Source organism: Mycobacteroides franklinii (genome assembly GCF_002013895.1).
Taxonomy (GTDB): domain Bacteria; phylum Actinomycetota; class Actinomycetes; order Mycobacteriales; family Mycobacteriaceae; genus Mycobacterium; species Mycobacterium franklinii.
Genome location: NZ_MAFQ01000020.1, coordinates 19641 through 44228, shown reverse-complemented (window position 1 = coordinate 44228; position 24588 = coordinate 19641). Strand labels below are relative to the sequence as shown.

Genomic DNA, 24588 nt, shown 5'->3' with positions numbered 1-24588 from the left:
CGTGAAGATCGTCATCCCGGCAGCAGTCGCGCTGTCATTGCTCGCCGGTTGTTCGGCGCATGAATCCACCCCTGCCGAGCAGGCATCCGAAGTCACCATCACCGACCAGTGGGCCAAGTCCGCGCCCGACGGCTCCATGACCTCCGTATTCGGCACGGTGCACAACAACGGCTCCACCGAAGCCCGCATCGTGTCCGCCACCTCGCCCGCGGCGAAGTCGGTGGAACTTCACGAGGTGACGGCCGGCGGGCTGATGCGGCCCAAGGAGGGCGGGGTCGTCATTCCCGCCAACGGCGAACACAAGCTGTCCCCCGGCGGCGATCACGTCATGCTCATGGGCCTGAAAACCCCCCTACGCCCGGGCCAGGACGTCGTCATCACGCTGGCCTTCCAGGACGGCTCGACCAAGCCGCTGACCGCCCAGATCCGGGACTTCGCAGGCGGCAACGAGAACTACCAGCCCTGACCATGACGCGTCGTTCTCTGTCCCGACGGGGACTCATCGTCGGCGGTGGCGCCGCGGCCGCCCTGACCGCAGGCGCCGGGTTATCGGCGTGGTCTGCTCAATCTCAGGCGGCGCGGCCAAGCAATGAACGCGCGGTCGAACCGTTCTTTGGGGAACACCAAGCCGGGATCGCCACCGCGCCGCAAGCGCACGCCATGTTCCTGGCAGTGGATCTGCTGCCCGGCAACAACTCAGACACACGGGCAGTGCGCGAGAATCTGAAGTCGATTCTGCGCCTATGGACCACCGACGCCGCCAGGTTGACCCAGGGCGTGCCCGCGTTGGCCGATACCGAACCGGAATTGGCCACGTCCGCAGCACGATTGACGGTCACAGCGGGCCTGGGCCCGTCAGCGTTCGCCAAGGCCGGTTTGACGGACAGATGCCCCGCCTCGGCGCGGGACTTTCCGGCCTTCGCCACCGATCGGCTCGACAAACGGTGGTGCGGAGGGGATCTACTGCTGCAGATATGCGCCGACGACATGCTGCTGGTGGCACACACGGCTCGGGTGCTGCTCAAGAACGTGCGCTCGCTGGCCACCGAACGCTGGCGCCAAACCGGATTCCGCACGCCGCGTGCCGAAGATCCCTCCGGCGGCACGATGCGAAATCTCATGGGGCAGGTCGACGGCACCGTGAACCCCGGCGCCGCAGAGCTGGACAGCCTGCTGTGGCATCAAGGTGAGGACCATCAGTGGCTCAGGGGCGGAACGCTTCTGGTCCTTCGCCGGATCACGATGAACCTGGACGGATGGGACCAGCTGGATCGCAAGCTCCGGGACTTGATCATGGGCAGGCGGTCAGACAATGGCTCACCCCTGACGGGCGACAAGGAATCCGACGAGCCCGATTTGACGATGACGCGCGGCGGCATACCCGTCATCCCCGCGACCTCACATATCGCTCTTGCCCGCCACCGCAATCCGCACGAGAAGTTCCTGCGCCGCCCGTACAACTTCGACGACGCGCCTCTACCGGGCACTTCATCGAACTCAGGCCTGATTTTCGCCGCATACCAACGGGATATCGCCACGCAGTTCGTTCCCGTGCAACAACGCTTGTCCGAAAAAGACGAGTTCAATCAGTGGAACACCGCCGTCGGGTCGGCAGTTTTTGTCATGCCTCCGGGCACGGCAGAGGACGGCTATCTCGGCCGGTCATTGCTGGACTAGACGACCGCGAGCTAGACCGGCGCGGATTGTGGTGAGCCGTAGCCATCTCGACCATGGAAACTCCTTGCAAGTTAGGCTTACCTAAGTTTCAATGGTGAAGTGAGCTTGATGTCAAGATCCATCGCCCCGGAACCCACGGTGAACATCGGTGAGGCAGCCGCGCTGTACGGCCTGGCTCCGTCCACGCTGCGGTGGTGGGAAAAACAAGGCGTTCTCAATTCGCCCACGCAACACAGCGGCCGCCGTACGTACACCGAGCGGGATCTGCGTCGCATCGGCATCGCCTACCTGTGCTGCATCACCGGAATGATGCCGCTGCGCCAGGCAGCGATCGTGACATCGCATTCGGCACAGCCGGATACCTGGCGCAATGCGGTCACCGAGCAGGTCATGGAGATCTCGGCACGGATCGAGCAGCTCGATCGTGCGCGCGAATACCTCAATCACCTACTCTGCTGCCAGAACGAGGACATCGTCGATTGCCCCTACCTGGACGGTGAACTGCGCATCCGTACCCCGCGCGGGCGCGCGGCCGGCACGGACTTGGTGTCCGCGGCACGTGGTGCCTGTGACGAATCCACGCCAACGCGTGACGAAACAACCGTCAGCCAACCCGGGGGCTGCGGTTTCTGCGGCGGACAGCTGAGCGCCCAAGGCAAGGGCCGCCCGCAGCGCTACTGCTCCCCCGCCTGTAAACAGCGCGCCTACCGGCATCGGCACGGTATGAAATGACGTGTGACCCCGCCCGCGCCTGAATCGCCGGATCCGCTTCCGCAGATCGCCCGGGCTCGCTCCATCCTGTTCTCCGCTCCGCCCGCGGGCCGGCGCTGGAGCATCGGGCTGCGCGCCGGTACCGCCGTCGCCATCCCCGGAACACTGGTCGTTGCCGCCGGCTACCCGAACGCCGCGCTCTACGTCACCTACGGGGCGTTCGCGGTCCTGTACGGCGAGGGCCGTCCCTACCGGGTGCGCGCGGCCGTGGTGGCGACCGCAGGCATCGCGTTGATGCTCGTCGCCACGGTCGGTGCGATCGTGGGCACCTACGCGCCAGGGGGCGTCGCCAACAAGGCGGCGACCATCTTGGCCCTGACGGCCGTCGCGGTCCCGGTGGTCTACACCGTCGATGCCCTTCGTCTCGGTCCGCCGGGTGCACTGTTCTTCGTCCTGGTGTGCGGTGGCGCGCTCGGGGCCACCGAATGGGGCGTGGCCCCCGAGTGGATCCTGATCTGCGCGGGCCTGGGAGCCATTGCGGCGGTCATCGTTTCGATGGCGGGTGCTGCCATCGATCGCCACAAACCCGAGCGCGTCGCGACCCAGCGGGCGGTCGACGCGGTGGACATCTATGCCCAGCCGGGCAACGCCTCGGTCGACGCACGGCATGCCGCGGGCGCCGCGATCTCATCGGCATGGACCGCGCTGCACGATGCGGGGCTGTCGAACAGATCCGATTCGCCCTTGGTGAACACCATGCTCGACACCCACCGCAGATTCACCGAAATCGCCGTCGGCAACAAGATGGTGCTCGACCATCTCATCCCCGGCGACCATGTCCTCGTCGTGCGCCCAAGCATCTGGTATCGGCTCCGCCGCTCGGTGCGGTTCCGTTCGCACGCGACAATCACCGCCGGACGAGTCGGTATCGCCTGCCTGGGGGCCGGAGTCATCAGTGCCGCGGTCGGCCTGGCACGGCCGCAATGGGCCATCCTGAGCGCCCTCGTGATCGTCCACATGGGGCCCGATCGGTTGCACGGGACAGTGCGCGGACTGCATCGCTTCGCCGGAACCGTCATTGGACTCGGTCTCTTCGCGGTGCTCTACCAGCTGTCCCCGACCGGATACACGCTCATCGCCGCCATCGCGACACTGCAGTTCTGCACCGAGCTGTTCCTGCCCCGTAACTACGCGGTGGCCGTCATGTTCGTGACCCCCATCGCGCTGCTGTCGGCGGGCGTGGTCACGCTGCAGGGATCGGTCACATCGATAGTGCGCGACCGACTGGCCGAGACGATGATCGGCGTGGCCGTGGCCATGGCGTCGATCTACCTCATTGCGCCGCGTGCCCACCGCCGCACCTTCGCCTTTACCGAAGCCCGGATCCGCAAGGCGGCTCTTGCCCTGGTCGCGGCCGCACGGATCCAGCCCGCCCACGATGCCGCCTACGCGGAGGCCCGCGACCTGTCCTTTGAGCTCGAGGGCGCAATTCGAGCCGGAGTGGACAGCGCACACAACGAACCCGACTGGTTGCAGTCGTACTGGCCCGCGCACGCCGCGCTCATCCATCACGGTTATGACCTGGTGGCTGCCTGCTGGGCCACGCCGCCCGGGGAGATGCTGGCCGATCCCGACCGTTGGGAACGCTGCTTCAGCAGCAATGCCTGAATGCTGTCCAGCAATCTCGATGCACACTCGTCAAGATCCCGTCAAGTTCTCATGGTCCCACAATAATGTGACGAGCGTCACATCAGGTGGATACCCTCGGCAAACGCCATCAGTTGACCCGGATCCTCGGTGCCGGTCCTGGCCATTCGGGTGTCAATGTGGTTACGGTCGAACGGAACGAAACCCGAGTTGATACGAAACATGTTGTGGTGATGGTGATTTTTAGTGGTCGATACTGAATTGCAGACTGAAAAGCGTTGCACCCCCGTGTGGTCGATTAGCCACCCGACACAGTCGGACGCTCGCCACATGTGGCGCATCGCACGCGATTCCGGCGTGCTGGATGTCAACTCCTCTTACGCATACCTGTTGTGGTGCACAGACTTTCCTTCCACAGCCGCCGTTGCACGCGTCGACGGAAAGCCCGTCGGATTCGTCACCGGATACCTCAGGCCCTCCGGATCACTGATGATCTGGCAGGTCGGGGTCGATGAGGCGCACCGCGGAGAGGGACTGGCCGCCAGCATGCTGGCCTGGCTCGCAGACTCTCTGGCGACCTTGCAGGGCGAGCCTTTGATCATGGAAACAACTGTTACACAGTCGAATACCGCTTCGCGCGCATTATTCGCCGGATTTGCCCGCCGGCGGGACATGGAACTCACCGAATCCGCAGGATTCGGCGAGCATCTCTTTCCCGATGCACACGAGGCAGAGCCATTGCTTCGGCTCACTCCGCTAGAACCACATAAAGCGCCCAATAACAGTGCCTAAAAACATTGGGCCGAAAGGGGAAACACATATGACCGCCACCTTGCCCGCGCAGCAATCCGGGCTTCCGAGGGTCATCAACGAACGTGAATCCGAGGTGCGAAGCTATTGCCGGACTTGGCCAACCACCTTCACCTCCGCCTCGGGATCGTGGCTCACCGACACCAGCGGTGAGCGCTACCTGGACTTCTTCGCCGGTGCCGGCGCACTCAACTACGGGCACAACAACCCCGTGCTGAAGACCGCCCTCATCGACTACCTGACCACCGACGGTGTGGTCCATGGCCTGGACATGGCCACTGTCGCCAAACAGCAGTTCCTCGAGGAGTTCGAGCGGACCATCCTGCAGCCGCGGGGTATGGACTACAAGGTGCAGTTTCCCGGTCCCACCGGAACCAACGCCGTGGAGGCCGCGCTGAAGCTGGCACGGAACATCACCGGGCGCGAATCGATCATCAGCTTCACCAATGCGTTCCACGGAATGACCTTGGGGTCACTGGCCGTAACCGGTAATTCGATGAAACGTGCCGGCGCGGGCGTGCCGCTGGTGCACTCCACCCCCATGCCGTACGACAACTACTTCGGTGGTGTCACCGAGGACTTCCACTGGTTCGAGAAGGTGCTCGACGACGAAGGCGGCGGCCTCAACAAGCCCGCTGCGGTGATCGTCGAGACCGTGCAGGGCGAGGGTGGCGTCAACGTGGCGCGCGCCGAGTGGCTGCAGGCACTCAATGACCTGTGCGCCAAGCGCGAGATCATCCTGATCGTCGACGACGTCCAGATGGGTTGCGGCCGAACCGGTGCGTTCTTCTCGTTCGAGGACGCGGGCATCCGGCCCGATATCGTGACGTTGTCGAAGTCCATCAGCGGTTACGGCCTGCCGATGGCCCTGACACTCATCCGGCCCGATCTGGACCAGTGGGCTCCCGGCGAGCACAACGGCACCTTCCGCGGAAACAACCCAGCCTTCGTGACCGCCACCGCCACACTGCAAAAGTATTGGCAAGACGCCACATTCAGCGAGGACGTGCGCCGTAAGGGCGACCGCTTGCACACCGAGCTGTCCGCACTGGTGGCCGACGACGACTCGGTGACGGTGCGTGGCCGCGGCATGGTGCAGGGCATCGCGTTCGCCGACGCCGAGCGAGGATCCCGAGTCAGCAAGGCCGCGTTCGAGCGCGGCCTACTGGTGGAGACCTCAGGCCCCAAGGACGAGGTGGTCAAACTGCTGCCCGCCCTGACCACCACTGACGAGCAGCTCGATATCGGCATCGCCACCCTGCGTGAAGCCATCGCGGAATCGGCCCAGTAACTCCACAGCCAAACGCGCACCACGAGAGAAGGGAAACATCTTGATTGTCCGTACCACCCAACAGATTACGGGTACCGAACGCGATGTCAGCGGTGACGGCTGGCATAGCAAGAGGATCGTGCTGGCGGATGACGGAGTCGGATTCTCCTTCCACGAAACCACCATCGATGCCGGCACCATCCACGTCTTCCACTACCAGCACCACATCGAAGCCGTCTGGCTCACCGCAGGCACCGGAACGCTGACCAACCTGGAAAACGGTGACGTGTTCACCCTGGGGCCGGGCAGCATGTATCTGCTCGACGGTAATGAGCGGCACCAGCTTTCCGCCGATACCGAGATGCGCATGATGTGCGTCTTCAATCCTCCCGTCACCGGACGGGAGGTCCACGACGAGTCCGGCGCATACCCGGCTGCGCCTGCGCTCTCATGAGCGCCCCTGCGATCACCGATCGCTACCCCAGCCGCCTGGAATCCGAGCAGCCTCCGATCGCCCGCAAGGAACCCGTCGTATGGGGCGCCACGGGCAGTGGGCCACTCGCGCCACCGGCACTGACCCAGATGTCCGAGCAAGGCTTCCTGATCCGGCCGAGCACCGTCTACGACGCCACCGTCTCCGCGTTGCGTAACGAAATCGACAGGGTGCCTGCGCAGATCGGCGCTGACGATCCGCGAATAATCCGCGAGGCTGGGTCGCAAGAGGTGCGCTCCATCTTCGAGGCCCACGTGCTCAGCTCGGTAGTGATGGATGTGGCGCGTTCGCCGGGCGTCCTCGATGTCGCCGAGCAGCTACTGGGTGGGCCCGTATACCTGCATCAGTCCCGCATCAACGCGATGCCGGCCTTCCGCGGGCGAGGCTTCTACTGGCATTCGGACTTCGAGACCTGGCACACCGAAGACGGCCTACCCCAGATGCGCACGGTGTCCTGCTCGATCGCGTTGACCGTCAATGTCGCATACAACGGCACCCTGCAGGTAATGCCGGGCACGCATCGCACCTTCTACCCGTGCGTCGGGGCGACGCCGCGCGACAATCACCGGAAATCGTTGGTGGAACAAGAGATTGGCGTGCCTTCAACCAAGACTCTGGCCGAGGCCGCTGTTACGAGCGGTATCGAGCTATTCCTCGGCCAGCCCGGTGATGCGCTGTGGTTCGACTGCAACTTGATGCACGGGTCTGGATCAAACATCAGCCCCTACCCGCGCTCAAACGTATTCCTGGTGTTCAACTCGGTGGAGAACACGCCACAGAAACCCTTCGCGGGCTACGAGCCGCGGCCGGAATACATCGCGGCACGCGACTTCACCCCGCTGACTCCCAAATCGCCGAGCACGCCCTGATGTCGTCCGCCGGCCCACGCGAGGGTGAAACGGAACCTCCCCCGGTCCCTCGACCGGATTTCCAATCACCCGAGGGCCGGCGGCAACTTCACCGCGCGATCGCCGCATCGGCCATGGGTAATGCCACCGAGTGGTACGACTACGGCGTCTACGCTGCCACCACCACCTTTCTGACGCAGGCATTTTTCCCAACCCTGGGTACGGCGTTCACCATGCTCGGGTACGCCATCTCCTTCCTGCTGCGGCCACTGGGCGGAATGGTCTGGGGGCCTCTGGGCGACAGACTGGGGCGCAAGAGCGTCATGGCCATCACCATCGTGCTGATGGCCTTGTCCACGACCCTCATCGGCATCTTGCCCAGCTGGGCGACGATCGGCATGGCCGCGCCCGCGCTCTTGATCCTGCTGCGCGTCGTACAGGGCTTCTCCACCGGTGGTGAATACGGCGGTGCGGCAACGTTCATGGCCGAGTTCGCGCCCGACAAGAAGCGCGGCAAGTATGGTTCTTTCCTCGAATTCGGCACCCTGGGCGGGTTCGCCGTCGGGGCCGCGTTCGTCCTCATCCTGGACGCCACCCTCAGCGACGATGCCATGCACACCTGGGGCTGGCGGATCCCCTTTCTCGTCGCGCTTCCGATGGGACTGATCGGCTGGTACCTGCGTAGCCGCCTCGACGATCCGCCGTTGTTCAAGGAGATGCAGGAGCAGGAACCGGAAGGCCAAGAGACCGCGCTGGAACGGCTCAAGGATCTGGTTCGCGACTACAAACGGCCCATGATCGTGATGATGCTGCTGGTCATCGCGCTGAACATCACCAACTACACCCTGCTGAGCTACCAGCCGACCTATCTCAAGACCAGGCTCGGGATGTCGGAGACTCAGGGCCAGATCGTGATCCTCATCGGTGAGGTCGCCATGATGGCGTTCCTGCCCTTCTGCGGCGCACTCTCGGACCGCGTTGGGCGCAAACCGATGTGGTTGTTCTCCCTGATCGGCCTGTTCGTGCTGTCACTGCCGATGTTCTGGCTCATGGGACAGGGATTCGGTTGGGCAATAGTGGGTTTCGCGGTCCTCGGGTTGCTGTACATACCGCAGCTGTCGACAATCACCGCGACCTTCCCCTGCATGTTCCCCACCCAAGTCCGCTATGCGGGTTTCGCCATCTCCTACAACCTGTCCACCGCGGCCTTCGGCGGCACCGCACCGCTGGTGAACGACCTCATGGTGGACAAGACCGGATGGGACTTGTTTCCCGCTGCCTATCTGATGCTGGCCTGTGCCGTCGGGCTGTGCGCCCTGCCCTTCCTCATCGAGACCGCCGGGGCCTCGATCGCCGGAACCGACATCCCCTGCAGCGAGGCCGCCGAGGACGCCGACGTCCTCCACGCCTGACCCGCCCATTCTCCTTAGGTTAGGATGGGCTAAGTATGGGCGGGCACAAACAAAGGTCACATAAGCATGGGTAGAGGGTTCCAGGGCGCGATGCTGCGCGGACTCGGGGCGCGTGATCACGTGGCCACCGTCGTCGGCACCTCACCCGTCGCGCCGAACTGCGTGCGGCTCAGGATGTCCGCACCAACCTTGTTCGAGGACCTCTTACACACCCCTGCCGAATGGCTCAGATTCTGGTTCCCCGACCCCGCGGGCGGCGCCACCGAACACCAACGGGCCTACACGATCGTCACGACCGACGAGGACGCGGGCGAATTCTCCATCGACGTCGTCATCCACGAGCCCGCCGGCCCTGCCTGTCAGTGGGCGGCGGCCGCACAGCCCGGAATGACCATTCCGGTGGTGGCCTTCGGTTCCGCACGTTTCGAGGTACCCGAGGATCTTCCGGCCGGATTCCTTCTCGTCGGCGACTCGGCCTCCATTCCGGCCATCAACTCGATCGTGGCTGCCCTACCCGCCGATGTCGACATCGAGGTGTATCTGGAGCGGCATAGTGCCGACGACGACCTGATCCCCCTGACCGACCATCCTCGGCGCCGGCTGCACTGGGTAGACCGGGCCGACGAAACATCGCTGGCCGCTGCCATCGAGGCGCGCGACTGGTCCAACTGGTACGCCTGGGCGGGCCCTGAGGCGGGATCGCTCAAGCACCTGCGCAAACGGTTGCGGGACGAGTTCGGATTCCCCAAAGCGGACGTGCACGCCGCCGCCTACTGGACCTTCGGCCGCGCGATGGGAAGCCGTCGCGGGGATACCGAGACGCATCAGGCACCGGCGCCGACGCCCACAGCACCCCAACCCGCTACACCGGATGCACCCGCGGCCGCGCCAGAACCGACTGTCCCGCAGGGACGGTGGCGATCACAGGCCGCGGGCGAGCTGTTGGCACCCGTCAAGAAACAGATGATCGCCAGCGGCGTGCTGCAGGCAGTCATCACCCTGATCGAGCTGGCTCCGTTCGTAGTCCTGGTCGAGCTGACGCGCCTGTTGTTGACCGGTGCGGACCAAACCCGGTTGTGGCACACCGGATTCATATTCCTGGGGCTATTGGTGCTCGGCACCTGTCTGGCCGCCGCACTCACGCTGTGGCTGCATTTCGTGGACCTGCGCTTCAGCTCGAATATCCGGCGACGGCTGCTGGACAAGCTGTCCCGAGTTCCACTGGGGTGGTTCACCCAGCGCGGTTCCGGGTCGGTCAAGAAGCTGATCCAGGACGACACGCTCTCCCTGCACTACCTGATCACCCATGCGATCCCCGACGCGGTGGCCGCCGTGGTCGGACCGGTGGCCGTGCTGGTGTACCTGTTCGTCATCGAATGGCGCATGGCGCTCATCCTGCTCATCCCGATCCTCATCTACATGGTGACGATGATGGCGATGATGTATCAGAGTGGACCGAAAATCGTCGAAGCGTCCCGCTGGACCGAGCGTATGAGCGGCGAGTCCGCCGCGTATCTCGAAGGGCAGCCGGTCATCCGGATATTCGGCGGCTCGGCGGCATCGTCGTTCACACGCAAGCTGGACGGGTACCTCGCCTTCCTGAACGACTGGCAGCGACCGTTCATCGGCAAGAAGACGTTCATGGACCTGGCCACCAGGCCCACCACCTTCCTGTGGCTCATCGCCGCGGCGGGCACACTGTTCGTCGTCGCCGGCACCATGCAGCCCGTCACCCTGCTGCCGTTCCTCGTGCTCGGCACCACCTTCGGCACCCGGCTGCTGGGAATCGCCTACGGGCTCGGCGGTATTCGCGGCGGCATGGAGGCGGCCCGCCACATTGCGATCGCCCTCGACGAGACCGAGCTGGAGATCGCCGATGCGCAGACCGCATCCGCGAAGACGCCCTCGGTGTCATTCGAGGCCGCCACCTTTGGGTACCGGCCCGGCGTCCCCGTCATCCACGAGGTCACCCTGACGCTGCGGCCCGGCACCGTCACGGCGCTGGTGGGACCGTCGGGATCCGGGAAGTCGACACTGGCTTCACTGCTGGCGCGGTTCCATGATGTCGACGGCGGCTCCGTCCGCATCGATGGCACCGACATCCGTGCACTGACCCCCGATGAGCTGTACGCCAAGGTGGGATTCGTCTTTCAGGACGTGCAGCTGGTCGCGGGAACTGTGCGCGAGAACATCGCACTGGCCCGGCCCGAGGCCAGCGATGCGGAGGTCGAGTCGGCGGCCCGCGACGCACAAATCCATGAACGAATCCTGCGCCTTCCCCACGGGTATGACACCGTGTTGGACACCAACACGCAGCTGTCCGGTGGTGAGAAGCAGCGGCTCACCATCGCCCGCGCGCTTCTCGCGGATACCCCGATCCTGATCCTGGACGAGGCCACCGCATTCGCCGACCCCGAATCCGAGTACCTGGTTCAACAAGCGCTTGGCCGGCTCATCCACAACCGGACGGTGCTGGTCATCGCGCACCGTCTGCACACCATCGCCGATGCCGACCAGATCGTGGTCCTCGATCACGGCCGAGTGGCGGAAACCGGCACCCACACCGAACTGCTCGCCAACAACGGTCGGTATCGGCGGTTGTGGGAGGGCCGTCTCGAAGAACCGTCGGTAGTCTCCACGGTGTTCGCCGGAGGGAACATCTGATGATTTCCAACCTGATTCGCTTGATTCCATCCAGCCATCGCGGGTCGCTGCGGGTTTATATCCTGCTGTCATTTGTCTCGGCGGCGCTGCGGGCGGCCGGTTGCTTACTGCTGATACCGCTGTTGAGTGCGCTGTTCGGTGCGACGCCCTCCGATGCGCTGCCATGGCTCGGAATACTCACGGCGGTCACCGTGGGCGGCTGGATTGTGGACACCACGTTGGCACGCATCGGCTACCGCATCGGGTTCGCGCTTCTGAACGACTCCCAGCATCAGGTGGCCGACCGAATTACCCATATTCCGCTGGGCTGGTTCACCGCCGAGCGCACGGCCCTGGCACGCCAGGCCATCTCATCCGGCGGACCCGACCTGGTGGGGTTCATCGCGAACCTGCTCACCCCGCTGCTGGGCGCCGTACTGCTGCCCGCTGCCCTCACGATCGGGCTGTTCTTCATCTCGTGGAAGTTAGGGGTTGCGGCCGCGATCACCCTGCCGCTGCTGCTGGGTGCCCTGATGTCCAGCATTCGGATCGTGCGATCCGCCGACGAGGCGGATGCCAAGGCGCACAGCGCACTCACCGAGCGAATCCTGGAGTTCGCACGTACACAGGCCGCGTTACGGGCCAGCCGTCGCGTCGCACCCGCACGCAGCCAAGCCGGTGAGGCGGTCGCGGTGGCGCGCGGTGCGACCATGCGGCTGCTGTTGTTCCAGATTCCCGGACAGCTCCTGTTCAGCATCGTGAGCCAGCTCGCGCTCATCCTGTTGGCGGGTACGACGACGGTGCTGGCCGTGCGCGGTGAGATCGGCGCTCCGGAGGCTGTCGCCCTGATGGTCGTGATCGTGCGTTTCCTGGAGCCGTTTACCGTGCTGGCCGATTTGACCACCGCCGTAGAGAACTCACGGGGCGTTTTCGGACGCCTGCACACGATCATCACCGCCGAGGCCGCGGACCAACCCGGGGACGCCGTCGCATCCGCCGAAGCTCCCGCTCCGCGCATCGAATTCCGCGATATCACCTTCCGCTACGAGGGCGCCACCGACCAAGTGCTCAGGGGCGTCGACTTCACCCTGGAACCGGGCAGCACCACCGCCATCGTCGGACCGTCTGGCTCCGGGAAGAGCACCATCCTGTCGCTCATCGCCGGCCTCGAGCAGCCGGCAAGCGGCCAAATCCTGGTCGACGGAACCGATGTCGCAACCTTGGATACCGCGACGCGACGCGCACTGGTGAGCATGGTGTTCCAGCATCCTTATCTCTTCGACGGGCCGATCCGCGAAAACGTTCTCGTCGGCCATCCCACCGCCGGAGATGACGAGATGTACCGGGCAATGACCCTCGCGCGTGTCGACGAGATCACCGAGCGTCTGCCGGACGGCGAACGATCACGCGTCGGCGAGGCGGGTACGGCACTGTCCGGCGGTGAGCGCCAACGAGTCAGCATCGCACGTGCCCTCGTCAAACCGGCCCCCGTCCTGCTGATCGACGAGGCGACCAGCGCCCTGGACACCGAGAACGAGACAGCGGTCACCGATGCCATCGGGAACGACCCCCGGATCCGCACCAAGGTGATGATCGCCCATCGGCTCAGCGCGATCCGCAATGCGGATCATGTCTTGTTCATCGATGACGGTCAGGTCATCGAGCAAGGCTCGATCGCCGAACTCACCGCTCTCGGAGGACGTTTCGCCGAGTTCTGGCACCAGCAGGAGTCCACCTCCGGATGGCGTATCGCGGCGGCCACCAACTAGACGGTCGCCACCAGGAACTCCTCGGCGGACAATCCGGTGCCGGGCACATAGCGCTCGATCAATTCACGCCCCGATACGTGTGACACGTCCGCAAACCCGCATTCACGGGCCAGGGACAGCATTTTGCCGGGAGTGAAGAAACTCAACCACGGGGTACCCGACTGGGCAGCCCGGGAAACGATCATCTCCCGGATCGCACGCTCCGGCTCATCCAGTAGTTCCGACGGCAGCAGAAACGTCATCGCCAGAGTCGAGCCCGGCGCCAGCGAGGCACATTGCCGCAGCGTCGCGGCAATCGCCGCACCGGTCAGGTACATGCTGACGCCGGTGGACGCCACCACCGCGGGCCGGGCGGCGTCGAACCCCGCGATCGCCAGTTGGTCTCGCCAGGACCCGCCTGCCTCGAAGTCGACGGGAACCAGCCGGTGCCAGTGGGGAACGTCAAACCCGATCTCGGTCAAACGATTTCGCTTCCACGCCTGAGTCTGAGGCTGATCGACCTCGTAGACGGTGAGCCGTCGGCCGGCCTCCGGGCGCCGCTGCGCAAACGTGTCCAGGCCCGCTCCGAGGATCACGTACTGCTCCACCCCGCGGGCGCCCCACTGGTCCACGAGATCCTCGACGAACCGGGCTCGCGACACCATTCCCAGACGCGACGCAACGGAGCCCTCCGGATCCATATCGGGACGTTGACGCCAGTCGTCGGGCGGCGCCACCAGCCGTAGTCCGATGCGGTCGGTAAGCACGTGCGGAGCGGGATCCAGTTCCACGTGCAGGGCACGCCACAGCGCGGTCCTTACGGCCGTGTGGTCCGGTTGGCCACGATCACCGCTGCCCATCGGGTCACGCTATCAATCATAAGTAGACAGTTACAACTGGACAGTTTCAACTGTCTAAATTAGAGTGGGCATGTGGCCCAATACAGTGAATCCGCCGTGACAGCCGCTCGCGACCTTCGTGTGATCTTCAGCCGACTGCGGCGGCGGCTCACAGAAGTCTCCGGAGGCGACGGCCTCACTCCGTCGCAAACAGCGGTGCTGATCCGGCTATGGAAGGACGGTCCCGCGTCCACCAGTCAGCTCGCGGGCGCCGAGCGCGTCCGCCCGCAATCCATGGCCGCTACCGTCGCCGCATTAGACAATCACGGATTGATCTGTCGCACACCCGATCCCGAGGACGGCAGACGCACGGAACTATCGCTGACGGCCGAGGGCCGCCGACGCGCCGAAAGCGATCGACAGATCCGCGACGAATGGCTGACCCAGGAACTTCAGAACCGATTCACCGACAAGGAACGTCGCGTCATCGTGGACGCGCTCACGCTACTCGGGCGTCTCACCGATTGATCGAAAGGTAAACCATGACCATGGAACTAGGCATCCACTACATCGACTTTCTCCCCGGATCCGATCGCGATCTCGGCACCAGTCTCGCAGCCACCGCACGCGCCGCCGAGGAAGGTGGGGCCACACTGTTCACGCTGGCCGACCATTTCTTCCAGATGGAAGCTGTTGGCCGGGCCGAGGATCCCTTTCTCGAGGGCTATACCTCGATGGGCTTCCTCGCCGCGCAGACCACCACGATCAACCTGGGTATGCTCGTCACGGGTGTGACGTATCGGCATCCAGGGGTGCTCGCCAAGACCTTCACCACACTCGACGTGCTGTCACAGGGCCGAAGCGTGTTCGGCATCGGCGCCGCGTGGTACGAACGCGAACACGTGGCACTCGGCATCCCCTATCCCCCACTTCGCGACCGATTCGAGATGCTCGAAGAGACACTTCAGATCACCCGCCAGATGTGGAGCGATAACGACGGCGCCTATGAGGGCACCCACTACCGGCTGGCGGAGACAATCTGCCAACCGCAGCCAATCCGGCAGCCTCCGATTCTGATCGGTGGAGGAGGCGAGAAGAAGACTCTGCGGCTGGTGGCTCAGTACGCGGATATCTGGAACAGCACCTCACCCACCACCGAGGAGGTCGCCCACAAGGTGACAGTACTCAAGCGGCACTGCGATGCCGTCGGTCGCGATCTCTCCGAGATTCGCTTGACGGTGGCGATGTTCACCGATCCTTTTGAGGATCTTGACGCTTATCTCCGCAAGGCGGAGAGCCTGGCTGCACTGGGTGTCGATATGGTCAACTGCGGTCCGCTGCCAGGCAATACCGATCCTGCAGGATTCGTCCGGCGACTCGGTGACGAGGTGATTCCCCGGTTGTCCGAGATAGGTTAGGCGCCTGCCATCGCGTCGCGCAGGGTCTTGGGACGCATATCGGTCCAGTTGGCCTCCACGTAGTCGACGCAGTCGGCGCGCTGCGCCTCACCGAAGACCACGCGCCACTGGGCCGGGACGTCGATGGTCGTCGGCCAGAGGCTGTACTGCTCCTCATCGTTGACCAGTACGTAGAAGGCGCCGTTCTCGTCATCAAATGGGTTGGTAGTCAACTATTTTCCTTTCACGACGGAACGGCTCGGTGCTGCTATGCCCGCCGAGCACTCGATCGGATAACAGTCCGAGGCAGCTCAGATTGGGAAACCCGGGCCCCTGGGTCAGACCCGAGAGCGTCGGAAGAATGAGCTTGGGCGTAAGGCCGTTGACAGACAGATCGTGTCCCAGAGATTCCTGCAAGACATTGCCATCCACCGGAGCACCCAGCTTGAGCTCCATGAGATCCAGGGCGCTCTGGTCGAACAACGGCAGGAACCACAGGGCATCGGCACCGGCTCCATCGATCACCAGATCGAAGCCGTGCACGGTCTCGGAGGGCTCGCCCGCACTGTCGCTGCGCAGCGTCAGCCTGATTCGGTCTTCCAGCGCGACGGCGTGTGCGACCCGGCCGCGCAGATGCCGAATGCGATCGTCGGCCAGCAGCGATTCCTGGACACGTGACGAGAAGACACCACGATCGGTCCGGTTCAGCGCGTCGCGCCGCTCCTCCATCGTGTGGTGCAGCCATCCGGTCGGATCGCTGAACAACGCATTCTCGAAGTAGCCTTCACCGCGGGTGAACAGCGTCACGCCGGGCGAGATGACAGTGACCGTCGAAACGCGGTGTCCGAAAAGCTCATTGAGTACCGAGGCGGAGGTCTCGCCACCGCCGATCACGGCGACGCGTTCCGCGGTCAGGCGGGTGGGACCGGCACAACGCCGCCAAAACTCGGCAATTGACAAGACGTTTGGGTGCTCGGGCAGCACAGACCGCTCCGGTTGACCGGGTCCGGTCACCATCACCGCGTCGGCGGCAATCGAGCAATCGTTGGTACCGACAACCCATCGATTGTCGTCAATCGACAATCCGGTTACCTCGCCGTGGACAACCTTCATATCGACCGTATTGGCCACCCATGTCAGATAATCGGCCCAGCGCCTGTGCGTTGGCGCCGGCTTGTCCCGGTCGACCCACTCGGCGAACTGGCCGGTCGCGATCAGATAGGACTGCCAGCTCAGCCGCATCATCCGGGCATCGATCTCGGCGTTGCGCCCCGGCAGCACGGCAGACCGGTACGGGAAGCCCACATCCTTCTCGGGGCTGGTACCCAGCCGGTGCTGCCCATCCGTCCAGCCGCCGCACGCCTGCCAGTTGGCGCCGATCTGCTGGCGTTCGATCGCCACCACATCGGGCACGTCGACACCGCACTCACGCAGCACGGCCGCCTTCGCGGCGACCGCGACCGCCTTGGCACCCGCGCCTATCACTGCCAATGTCGAGGTCACCATTGCTCCTTTGCCAGAATTCCCAGCTGTCCGTGCCATATCGATTGCAACTCGGCGATCTCCGAGCGACTGAGCACGTCCGGAATCGCGCGCCACATGGTTCCGATGGTCGGCCCCTCGGTGGTCTCCATGATCAGCACGGCGATATCGAGCTCGTGACGCACTGCCGAATCAGGTTCGGGGACAGGCGAGCCCAGTACCGAGAGCCACTCATCGCGACGAAGAAGGTCCCCTTCAAATCCCAGATCGTGTCCGAGATAGGTGAGCAGGACTTGCGGGTCGCGGTATTTTCGCAGTACCGCCGAAGTATCGCCGCGCAGATACCGCAGCAACCCGTAGTCGATACTGCGCCCCGGCATCGCGCTGTGCTGCCGAGCGACCCGTTCCACCAGAGAACGCGGCCCCATCCTGAGCGGATCGGTGCCCCCGACACGCAACGGATATACCGTACTGAGCAGCCCCACGGTTCCGGCGGTGCCCTCCGTGCGTCCGGTGATCTGCATCGCCAAGAGCGGCTCGACCGGGGGCTGTCCCCGGCCACGACGCCACTGCGCCACCGTGCCCGCGAGCGCCGCCGCCAGCAGCTGATGCATCGGAATTCCGGAATTCAGCAGGCGTGCACTGACTTCCACCGGTGCGGATTCGACGGTGATGGCCACCTCACTCTCCCGATCCGACTCGGGAGAAATTCTGCGCGAACCGATGTCGGGATCATCGCCATCAAGCTGGGCAACCCAGAACGGCAGACTACCCACATCCTGCGCCTCGGCCGCTAGCGAATTCGCCCAGCGGCGCAGGCCCATACCGTTCTCAACGGTCGCCGGTGCCACCTCCTGCGTCATGGCCCGCCAGCGGGATTCCAACTCGGACATGATGACCCGCCAGGAAATGGGATCCGCGGCAAGATGGTGTACCGCCAGGATGAGAACGCCTGGCTCGTTGTCTGGGTGCAGCCACACGGCCGACAACATCCAACCCTGTTCGGGATCAAGCCGATCCACCGCACGGGCAATCTCGGCACCCGCGACGGCCAAGGGATCGGCGGCAAGGATCTCGACGAACCGAAGAGCCGGGCGCGCACGCGGGACCAGCATCATGCTGTCGCGATCGAGCCGACTGCGCAGTACTTCATGTTCCGCGACAACGGCACCCAGAAGCTGCTCCAGGGCAGGACGGGTGATGCCCTCCTGAATCCGGAAAACACACGTCACCGCAAGCCTGCGCGGGTTTCCGTACTCATACAGACTGTGTCCGCCCGGCAGCAGCGGAATCGGCTCCCCTTCGACCACACGGTCCGCCGAAGCCGCAGTGCTGTCGATGTGTTGGTCGATCAGCTCGGCCAGGCTCGCGACGCTACCCCGGCGCAGAATCTCGCGGATATCGATCCGCACTCCATACTCGGACAGGATTGCCGCCGAGAGCTTGCTTGCGAGCAGTGAATGACCGCCAAGAGACTCGAACGAATCGTCGATTCCCACAACGCCAGATCCGAGCATTCGCGAGAACAACGCAGTCACCTGGTTCTGTGTCGCGGTTTCCGGCTCACGGCGCTCTGCGACGGACCCGGTGTCGGGCGCCGGCAGCGCATCCCTGTCGATCTTGCCGTGCGGGGTGATGGGAATCTCATCGAGCACGACGTAGGCAGTGGGAATCATGTAGTCGGGCAGGGCCGCTGAGATCCTGGAGCGGATCCGGTCGATATCGACCACGTGCCCGCCGAACGGTGTCAGGTAGGCGACGAGGCGCTTACCGAGGTGCGGCAGTTCGTCGACCACCACCAGCGCCTGGCCGACACTGGGGTCGACCTCGATCGCGGAGGAAATCTCACCGAGCTCGACACGGAAACCCCGGATCTTCACCTGTTCGTCGGCACGGCCGACGAACTCGATATCGCCGCACGCATTGCGCCGTGCGAGGTCGCCGGAGCGATACATCCGCTGCCCGGGGGTGAAGGGATCGGCGATGAAACGCTGCGCGGTCAGGCCTGCGGCGCGATGATATCCACGCGCCAGATGCGTTCCGCCAATGTATATCTCACCGATTACGCCCACCGGAACCGGTCGCAGATCCTGATCCAGAATGTGAATCTGAGTGTTGATCTTGGGAGTGCCGATCGGCACGGTCCGCGTGCCCTGGATTCCGCGGACCTTGTACCGCGACGCGTTGATGACGGCCTCGGTCGGGCCGTAGAAATTATGCAGCGACGCGTCGAACGTGGCGTGGAATTTATCCGCGACCGGCCCGGGCAATGCCTCTCCACCTACCGGCACCCGGCGCAGGGACTTCCATTGTGTTACTCCGGGAAGCGACAGAATGAGCCCGAGCAACGAAGGCACCATGTGCATCGAGGTGACGGCTTCGTTGTTCAACAGGTCCGTCAGGTACGCAACATCGGTGAGCCCACCCCGGCGCGGAATGACCAGGCGGCCACCACAACTGAGGATCCCGAAGATCTCCCCTATCGATACGTCAAAGCTCGGCGATCCCACCTGCAGCACCCGATCCGATCCGCTGACCCGATACTCGGCGCGGAACCAATTGAAGTACTCGGTGAGTGGGCGGTGTGTGACCGTCACTCCTTTGGGTATGCCCGTCGAACCGGATGTGTAAATCAGATACGCAGCATTGTCGGCGGTCAACGGCCGCACTCGATCAGAGTCGACCGGTTCGCGAACATCGAATTGGTCAAGGCCGGTCACCGGCTCTCGGATCACGAGCCTGGGCTGCGCGTCGGCAAGAATATGCGCGATCCGATCGGGCGGGTAGTCGGGATCGATCGGCAGGTACACCGCCCCCGCCTTGGCGATGGCGAGCGCGGTGATGATCAATTCCGGGGACTTATCGAGGAGAACCGCGACATGATCCTCCGTGCCGATCCCCTGCTGGATGATCCAGTGCGCCAGACGGTTCGCCAAGTCATTGGTTTCGCGGTACGAGTAGTGACGTCCCTCGTACACCAGCGCGGTGGCGTCGGGTTGAGCAGCCACCCGAGCGGCCACCAGATCACCGAGCGTCGTCGGCTCGGCGTCAAACCGTTCCCCGGACGACGCATCCCACAGCCACTGCGACTCGCGGCCGTCCATGAGTTCCAGACTGCCCAGCGGACGGTCCGGGTCGTCGAGCGCGGCATCGAGCATGTTGCCGAAGTGCCGGAGCATCTGCGCGGTCATCCGTTCGTCCAGCACGCCGACCAGATATTCGGCCACCAGATCGGCGCCATCGGGGGTCGTCTGGACGGTCAGGCCGAGTGGCACATACGCCACCTGGCCATCGAATGGCGCTCTTTCACAGTGGATTCCGGGCGGGCAGAAAAGGGCTGCGGAGTCCGCACCCATCGCGAAGCCGACGCGTGGGACCACGCGATCCAGGCTTACCCCCTGATGCGCAAACCCGTCCAGGGTGGTACGCCGCACCCGACCCAGCAGGTCCCTGAAGCTTTCCTCACCGTGCGGGCGCATCCGCAGGGCGAGGAAATTGCCGAAGTGACCGATACGGCCCTGCACGCCGGCGTCACGCACAGGTACCGGGGCGGCCACGAGGAAATCTTCGGCATGCGTATACCGATGCAGGAGCGCCGAATACGCGGCCAACAACACCGCGTACGGGGTGGTGTCGGCGTCATGCGCAAGCCGCCCGATGTCATCCATCACCGACGCGGAAAGGCGTGCGGTGCAGCGCGCAGCCTTCCAGTCGGTCGGCACCACAGAGCCATTGGGGCCCGGAAGTTCGAGCGGTTCAGCAGGATTCGCCAACTCTTGGCGCCAGTAGTCGTCCGCACCGACGGGCCCATCCTGCGAGGGCAGCGATGACAGTGGCGCGGTGATATCGCCGTCGACATAGGCGGTCGTCAGATCGGCGAGGAACACCGACCACGACTCGTCGTCCCACGCGATCCGGTGGGCGACCACGAACACGACGTACTCCGCAGCACCGGTACGGATGACGGTGACTCGCAACGGCGATTCGGTGGCCAGATCGAATATGGCGCCGAATTCGCGTTGTGCCAGCACGCCCAGCCGAAGCTCTTGCGCGGTACCCGCGAGGTCGGCCACGTCATGCTCGACCCATCGGGCCGGCAGGTCGTTGTGCAGCAATGCGACCGGATTGCCCTCGGCGCCGGCGTGAATTGTCATGCGCAAGGCCTCGTGCCGCGCCACGACCGCGGTCACCGCGGCACGCAGCCTGTCGACATCCACGTCGCCGCGGAGCCGGTAGGACCGGCACATGTTCATCAGAGCGGGCGTCACGCGGTGGGCGAACCATATGCGCTGCTGTCCCGCGGACAGCGGCGGCGCGGCAGCCGGCTCGAGGCCTATCGACGCCCCTCCGCTGGTAACGCCCACCTCGACGTCACCCTCGCTCACGGTGCGCACCTCGATCTCACCTCGCGTTTTCGCTATTAGTACAGGCTGCCCTAACTACGACGAGGCTACCCTATCTAGACTGCGGGGAGTCACCCACGAGGAGCCCCGATGACTCAGGCCAGATCGACCACCGCCGCTTCGGCCACAACCCCCAGCGCGGAGGGTTTCGTCCCGTTTCCCCCGGCGCGCGCCGAGGCCTATCGCCAGGCCGGGTACTGGACCGGCAACACCGTCGAATCCCTGCTCCGCGTGTCCGCCGCCCGACGCGCCGATCACCCCGCGGTGATCGACGAGCACGCCACACTGAGCTACCGAGAACTCGATGCGGCGGCGGACAATGCCGCACATGCCTTCATCCGGCTGGGGATAACGCCCGGCGATCGGGTGCTACTCCAGCTTCCCAATAGGGCATCCTTCGCTGTTGCGCTGTTCGGTTTGATGCGCGCCGGCGCGATACCGGTGATGTGTCTGCCGGGACACCGGGCCGCCGAGCTGTCGCATTTCATCGAGGTGGCCGATGCCGTTGCCTTGGTGATCGCCGATTCTGCCGGTGGCTTCGATTACCGCGCCTTGGCGGTCGAGCTGTCCCAGAAACACCCGAGCCTGCGCAGCGTGGTGGTCGACGGCGACGCCGGACCCTTTACCTCCTGGGCGGACCTGCTGAAAAGCGTTGAGGCTCAGGGCCCTCTGCCGACCGCACAGACAGACGACCCGGCGCTGTTGTTGGTCTCGGGCGGCACTACCGCAGCGCCCAAGCTCATCCCCCGCACCCACGAGGACTACGTCTACAACGCCACCCAGGCCGCGCAGGTGTGTGATCTCACCCAGGACGATGTCTACCTCGTCGCACTACCCGCGGGTCACAACTTTCCGTTGGCTTGCCCGGGCCTGCTCGGCGCGATAAGTACCGGCGCCACCACAGTTTTCCTCTCGGACCCGAGCCCGGAGTCGGCCTTCGAGACCATCGCCCGGCACCGGGTATCCGTGACGGCACTGGTGCCATCACTTGCCCAGCTGTGGGCACAAGCCGCCGCGTGGGAGCCTGTGCTGCCGGAATCACTGCGGCTGCTCCAGGTCGGCGGCGCCAAACTCGGCGCCGATGACGCGCGAACGGTCCGCGAGTCACTCACGCCGGGACTGCAGCAGGTCTTCGGAATGGCCGAGGGCCTGCTATGCCTCACGCGCCCAGGCGATCCCGCCGAGATACTCGACAACACCCAGGGCCGGCCGATGTGCGATGCCGACGAGGTGCGCATTGTCGATGAGGACGGCGCCCCCGTGGCCCCCGGTGAGGCCGGAGAGCTGCTGGTGCGTGGCCCGTACACCCTGAACGGCTACTACCGCGCCGAGGCGGACAATGTGCGCTCGTTCACCGTCGACGGTTTCTACCGCAGCGGCGACCGGGTGCGGGCACTGCCGGACGGATATTTGGAGGTGACCGGCCGCATCAAGGACGTCATCCTCCGCGGCGGGGAGTCCATCGCCGCGTTGGATCTCGAATCGCACCTGCAGACCCATCCGGCGGTCTACGCGGCCGCCGCCGTCGGCCTGCCCGATCAGTATCTTGGTGAGATTGTCTGTGCGGCAATTGTGTTCAAGGGCAAGCCGGCTACCGCCGCCGAACTCAACCGGCACCTGCAAGATCGTGGAGCCGCCACCCATTCACGCGTCGACAAGCTGGTCGCGGTTCCGACCCTTCCGCTGACCGCCGTGGGCAAGATAGACAAGCGGGCGCTGCGCGCCTCGCTCACGAGCTAGACCTCGGCCGATCGATGCGATGCCAGCCCGGAAACCAGGATGACAGGACTAGGCCTCGCGTTTGATCACGTAGGGCGCGATGCTGCCGAGCTTCTCGCAGGTTTCCTCGAATTCACGCTCGGGCGTGGATGCCTCGATGATGCCGGCACCGGCCCGCAGCCAGGTGTGCCCGTCGTGCTCATAAGCCGAGCGCAGGGTCAGCGCCGCGTCCAATCCACCGTTCGGGTACATCATCAGCACCGCACCCGAGTAGAGACCGCGGGGGTGATCGTCGAGCCGCAGGATTGCGTCGACACCTTCGGCCTTGGGAATCCCGGACGCGGTAACCGCGGGGAAGAGCGCCTCCAACGCATCCATTCTCGTCATGCCGGGGCTGAGCTCTCCGCTGACGGTCGACCCCAGGTGCTGAACGCTGCCGCGCTCGCGCACGGTCATGAAATCGGTCACCTTGGTACTATCGGGATCGACCACCTCGGCAATTTCGGCCAGCGAGCTGCGTACCGAGATCGCATGCTCGACAATCTCTTTGGCATTCGATTCGAGGTCGTCGCGGGCAACCCGATCCGCGTCCGCGCCCCGGCCGAAGGCACGTGTTCCCGCCAACGGCTGCGTGATAACGGTTCCGTCGGCCTCGACCGCGGTCACCAGCTCAGGACTGTATCCCAGCGCGCGGATACCACCCAGCCGCAACAGGAAGGAGCGGACCGGGGTGTTGTTATGCCGGCCAAGGCGGTACGTGGACGGAAAGTCCATCGCGAACGGCACTTCCACGCGCCGTGACAAAATCACCTTGTGGTACAGGCCCGATCGGATCTCGGCGGTCGCAATGCCTACGCGCCCTCGATAATCGGACGGGTCCGGAACCAGGTCGATCGAGGCCGGCGCCGGAATCGCCGGAGCGCCCTGATCGATCAGCCGGCTGATCTCGTCGACATAGCGCTCATCGGAGACCGACACGCCGTCGGCGGTGATCACCACTTCGGCACGGGGAGTGAAAACCCGCGCCAACGGCGTACCGGGGGCCAGTCGATGCTGCAGGTTGAAGCGGTAGGTACCGAACTCGAACGCGACCCAGCCGAAGACGCGATGCACGCCGTCGGAGATCTCGTTCACGGCCACTTCGAGCGCGGCGCCCGGGTGTCCGGACCAACCGCGTTTCTCGACGGATCCGTCGCGGAGGATGCGCAGCCCATCGCTGTCGAGCTCGACGGAGGCACGGGCGCCGATGGCGAGCACCCATTCGCCGTCGCGCTCGTAAATCAGGTATTCGTCGCCCTGGCGCTCAGGGATTTCCTGCGCGAGCACACTCGCGAGGTCAGCCGGCGCAAAACCGTCCGGCAGCCCCTCCTGCACAGAAACCCAGGTCCGGGCGCCGGTATCGGGATCTACAACCGCACTCATCTTCGACACCCGAGTAAGCCTAGCCTATGCTAAGTGGCCTCGGAAGCCGCCCATAACATGACCTGCG

Annotated in this window: 19 protein-coding genes; 14 read left to right on the top strand and 5 right to left on the bottom strand. The window is 64.7% G+C overall.

The window, feature by feature from the left end; all coding sequences use genetic code 11:
- Position 1: 1 nt before the first annotated feature.
- The 11 genes from B4393_RS25280 to B4393_RS25230 all read left to right on the top strand — a co-directional run bounded on the left by B4393_RS25280 (position 2) and on the right by B4393_RS25230 (position 13280).
- Positions 2–466, top strand: a complete 465-nt coding sequence (locus B4393_RS25280) for a copper chaperone PCu(A)C (protein ID WP_070936966.1) — start codon at positions 2–4, stop codon at positions 464–466.
- Positions 467–468: 2 nt separating this feature from the next.
- On the top strand, positions 469–1677 hold the full coding sequence (locus B4393_RS25275) for a Dyp-type peroxidase (RefSeq protein ID WP_078336462.1): 1209 nt from the start codon (positions 469–471) through the stop codon (positions 1675–1677).
- Positions 1678–1785: 108 nt separating this feature from the next.
- Entirely contained in the window at positions 1786–2409 is a 624-nt protein-coding gene (locus tag B4393_RS25270) for a MerR family transcriptional regulator (protein WP_078336461.1), read from the top strand.
- Positions 2410–2412: 3 nt separating this feature from the next.
- Positions 2413–4056 (top strand): FUSC family protein, encoded by a 1644-nt coding sequence (locus tag B4393_RS25265; RefSeq protein ID WP_078336460.1) that lies wholly within the window; start codon positions 2413–2415, stop codon positions 4054–4056.
- A gap of 276 nt (positions 4057–4332) precedes the next feature.
- Positions 4333–4827: a diaminobutyrate acetyltransferase gene (gene ectA / locus B4393_RS25260; protein ID WP_269085932.1), complete on the top strand. Its 495-nt coding sequence runs from the start codon at positions 4333–4335 to the stop codon at positions 4825–4827.
- A gap of 28 nt (positions 4828–4855) precedes the next feature.
- The gene (gene ectB, locus B4393_RS25255; protein ID WP_070936971.1) at positions 4856–6136 is read left to right on the top strand and encodes a diaminobutyrate--2-oxoglutarate transaminase; all 1281 of its coding nucleotides are present in this window, start codon (positions 4856–4858) and stop codon (positions 6134–6136) included.
- Between the two features lie 40 nt (positions 6137–6176).
- On the top strand, positions 6177–6569 hold the full coding sequence (locus B4393_RS25250; protein ID WP_070937004.1) for an ectoine synthase: 393 nt from the start codon (positions 6177–6179) through the stop codon (positions 6567–6569).
- Complete coding sequence (gene thpD / locus B4393_RS25245) at positions 6566–7477, top strand: ectoine hydroxylase (protein ID WP_074367857.1); 912 nt, start codon at positions 6566–6568, stop codon at positions 7475–7477. The genes B4393_RS25250 and thpD overlap by 4 nt, the downstream gene beginning before the upstream one ends.
- 113 nt (positions 7478–7590) lie before the next feature.
- On the top strand, positions 7591–8868 hold the full coding sequence (locus tag B4393_RS25240; RefSeq protein WP_078336503.1) for an MFS transporter: 1278 nt from the start codon (positions 7591–7593) through the stop codon (positions 8866–8868).
- A gap of 66 nt (positions 8869–8934) precedes the next feature.
- Entirely contained in the window at positions 8935–11532 is a 2598-nt protein-coding gene (locus B4393_RS25235; RefSeq protein ID WP_078336459.1) for an ABC transporter ATP-binding protein/permease, read from the top strand.
- Positions 11532–13280 (top strand): ABC transporter ATP-binding protein, encoded by a 1749-nt coding sequence (locus B4393_RS25230; RefSeq protein WP_078336457.1) that lies wholly within the window; start codon positions 11532–11534, stop codon positions 13278–13280. Before B4393_RS25235 ends, B4393_RS25230 begins: the two co-directional genes overlap by 1 nt.
- On the opposite strand, the gene B4393_RS25225 is transcribed toward B4393_RS25230, so the two are convergent.
- A complete protein-coding gene (locus B4393_RS25225) occupies positions 13277–14119 on the bottom strand; it encodes a class I SAM-dependent methyltransferase (protein ID WP_078336455.1) in 843 nt (280 codons plus the stop codon). The genes B4393_RS25230 and B4393_RS25225 overlap by 4 nt on opposite strands.
- A gap of 72 nt (positions 14120–14191) precedes the next feature.
- Between B4393_RS25225 and B4393_RS25220 the strand changes: the two genes are divergently transcribed.
- Both B4393_RS25220 and B4393_RS25215 read left to right on the top strand, forming a co-directional pair.
- A complete protein-coding gene (locus B4393_RS25220; protein WP_078336453.1) occupies positions 14192–14626 on the top strand; it encodes a MarR family winged helix-turn-helix transcriptional regulator in 435 nt (144 codons plus the stop codon).
- Between the two features lie 20 nt (positions 14627–14646).
- The gene (locus B4393_RS25215) at positions 14647–15516 is read left to right on the top strand and encodes an LLM class F420-dependent oxidoreductase (protein ID WP_078336502.1); all 870 of its coding nucleotides are present in this window, start codon (positions 14647–14649) and stop codon (positions 15514–15516) included.
- Here B4393_RS25215 and B4393_RS25210 read toward each other — a convergent pair.
- Genes B4393_RS25210 through B4393_RS25200 form a run of 3 tightly spaced genes read right to left on the bottom strand, consistent with a single transcriptional unit; the run spans position 15513 to position 21371 of the window.
- On the bottom strand, positions 15513–15728 hold the full coding sequence (locus B4393_RS25210) for an MbtH family protein (RefSeq protein ID WP_078336452.1): 216 nt from the start codon (positions 15726–15728) through the stop codon (positions 15513–15515). The two genes, B4393_RS25215 and B4393_RS25210, sit on opposite strands and share 4 nt — an antisense overlap.
- Entirely contained in the window at positions 15709–16998 is a 1290-nt protein-coding gene (gene mbtG / locus B4393_RS25205; RefSeq protein ID WP_078336501.1) for an NADPH-dependent L-lysine N(6)-monooxygenase MbtG, read from the bottom strand. Before mbtG ends, B4393_RS25210 begins: the two co-directional genes overlap by 20 nt.
- Positions 16995–21371, bottom strand: a complete 4377-nt coding sequence (locus B4393_RS25200; protein ID WP_078336450.1) for a non-ribosomal peptide synthetase — start codon at positions 21369–21371, stop codon at positions 16995–16997. The genes mbtG and B4393_RS25200 overlap by 4 nt, the downstream gene beginning before the upstream one ends.
- A gap of 99 nt (positions 21372–21470) precedes the next feature.
- On the opposite strand from B4393_RS25200, the gene B4393_RS25195 reads away from it, so the two are divergent.
- Complete coding sequence (locus B4393_RS25195) at positions 21471–23120, top strand: (2,3-dihydroxybenzoyl)adenylate synthase (RefSeq protein WP_078336449.1); 1650 nt, start codon at positions 21471–21473, stop codon at positions 23118–23120.
- 48 nt (positions 23121–23168) lie between these two features.
- Here the strand turns inward: B4393_RS25195 and B4393_RS25190 are convergent, their stop codons facing one another.
- Complete coding sequence (locus tag B4393_RS25190) at positions 23169–24530, bottom strand: salicylate synthase (protein ID WP_078336447.1); 1362 nt, start codon at positions 24528–24530, stop codon at positions 23169–23171.
- Between the last annotated feature and the right edge of the window lie 58 nt (positions 24531–24588).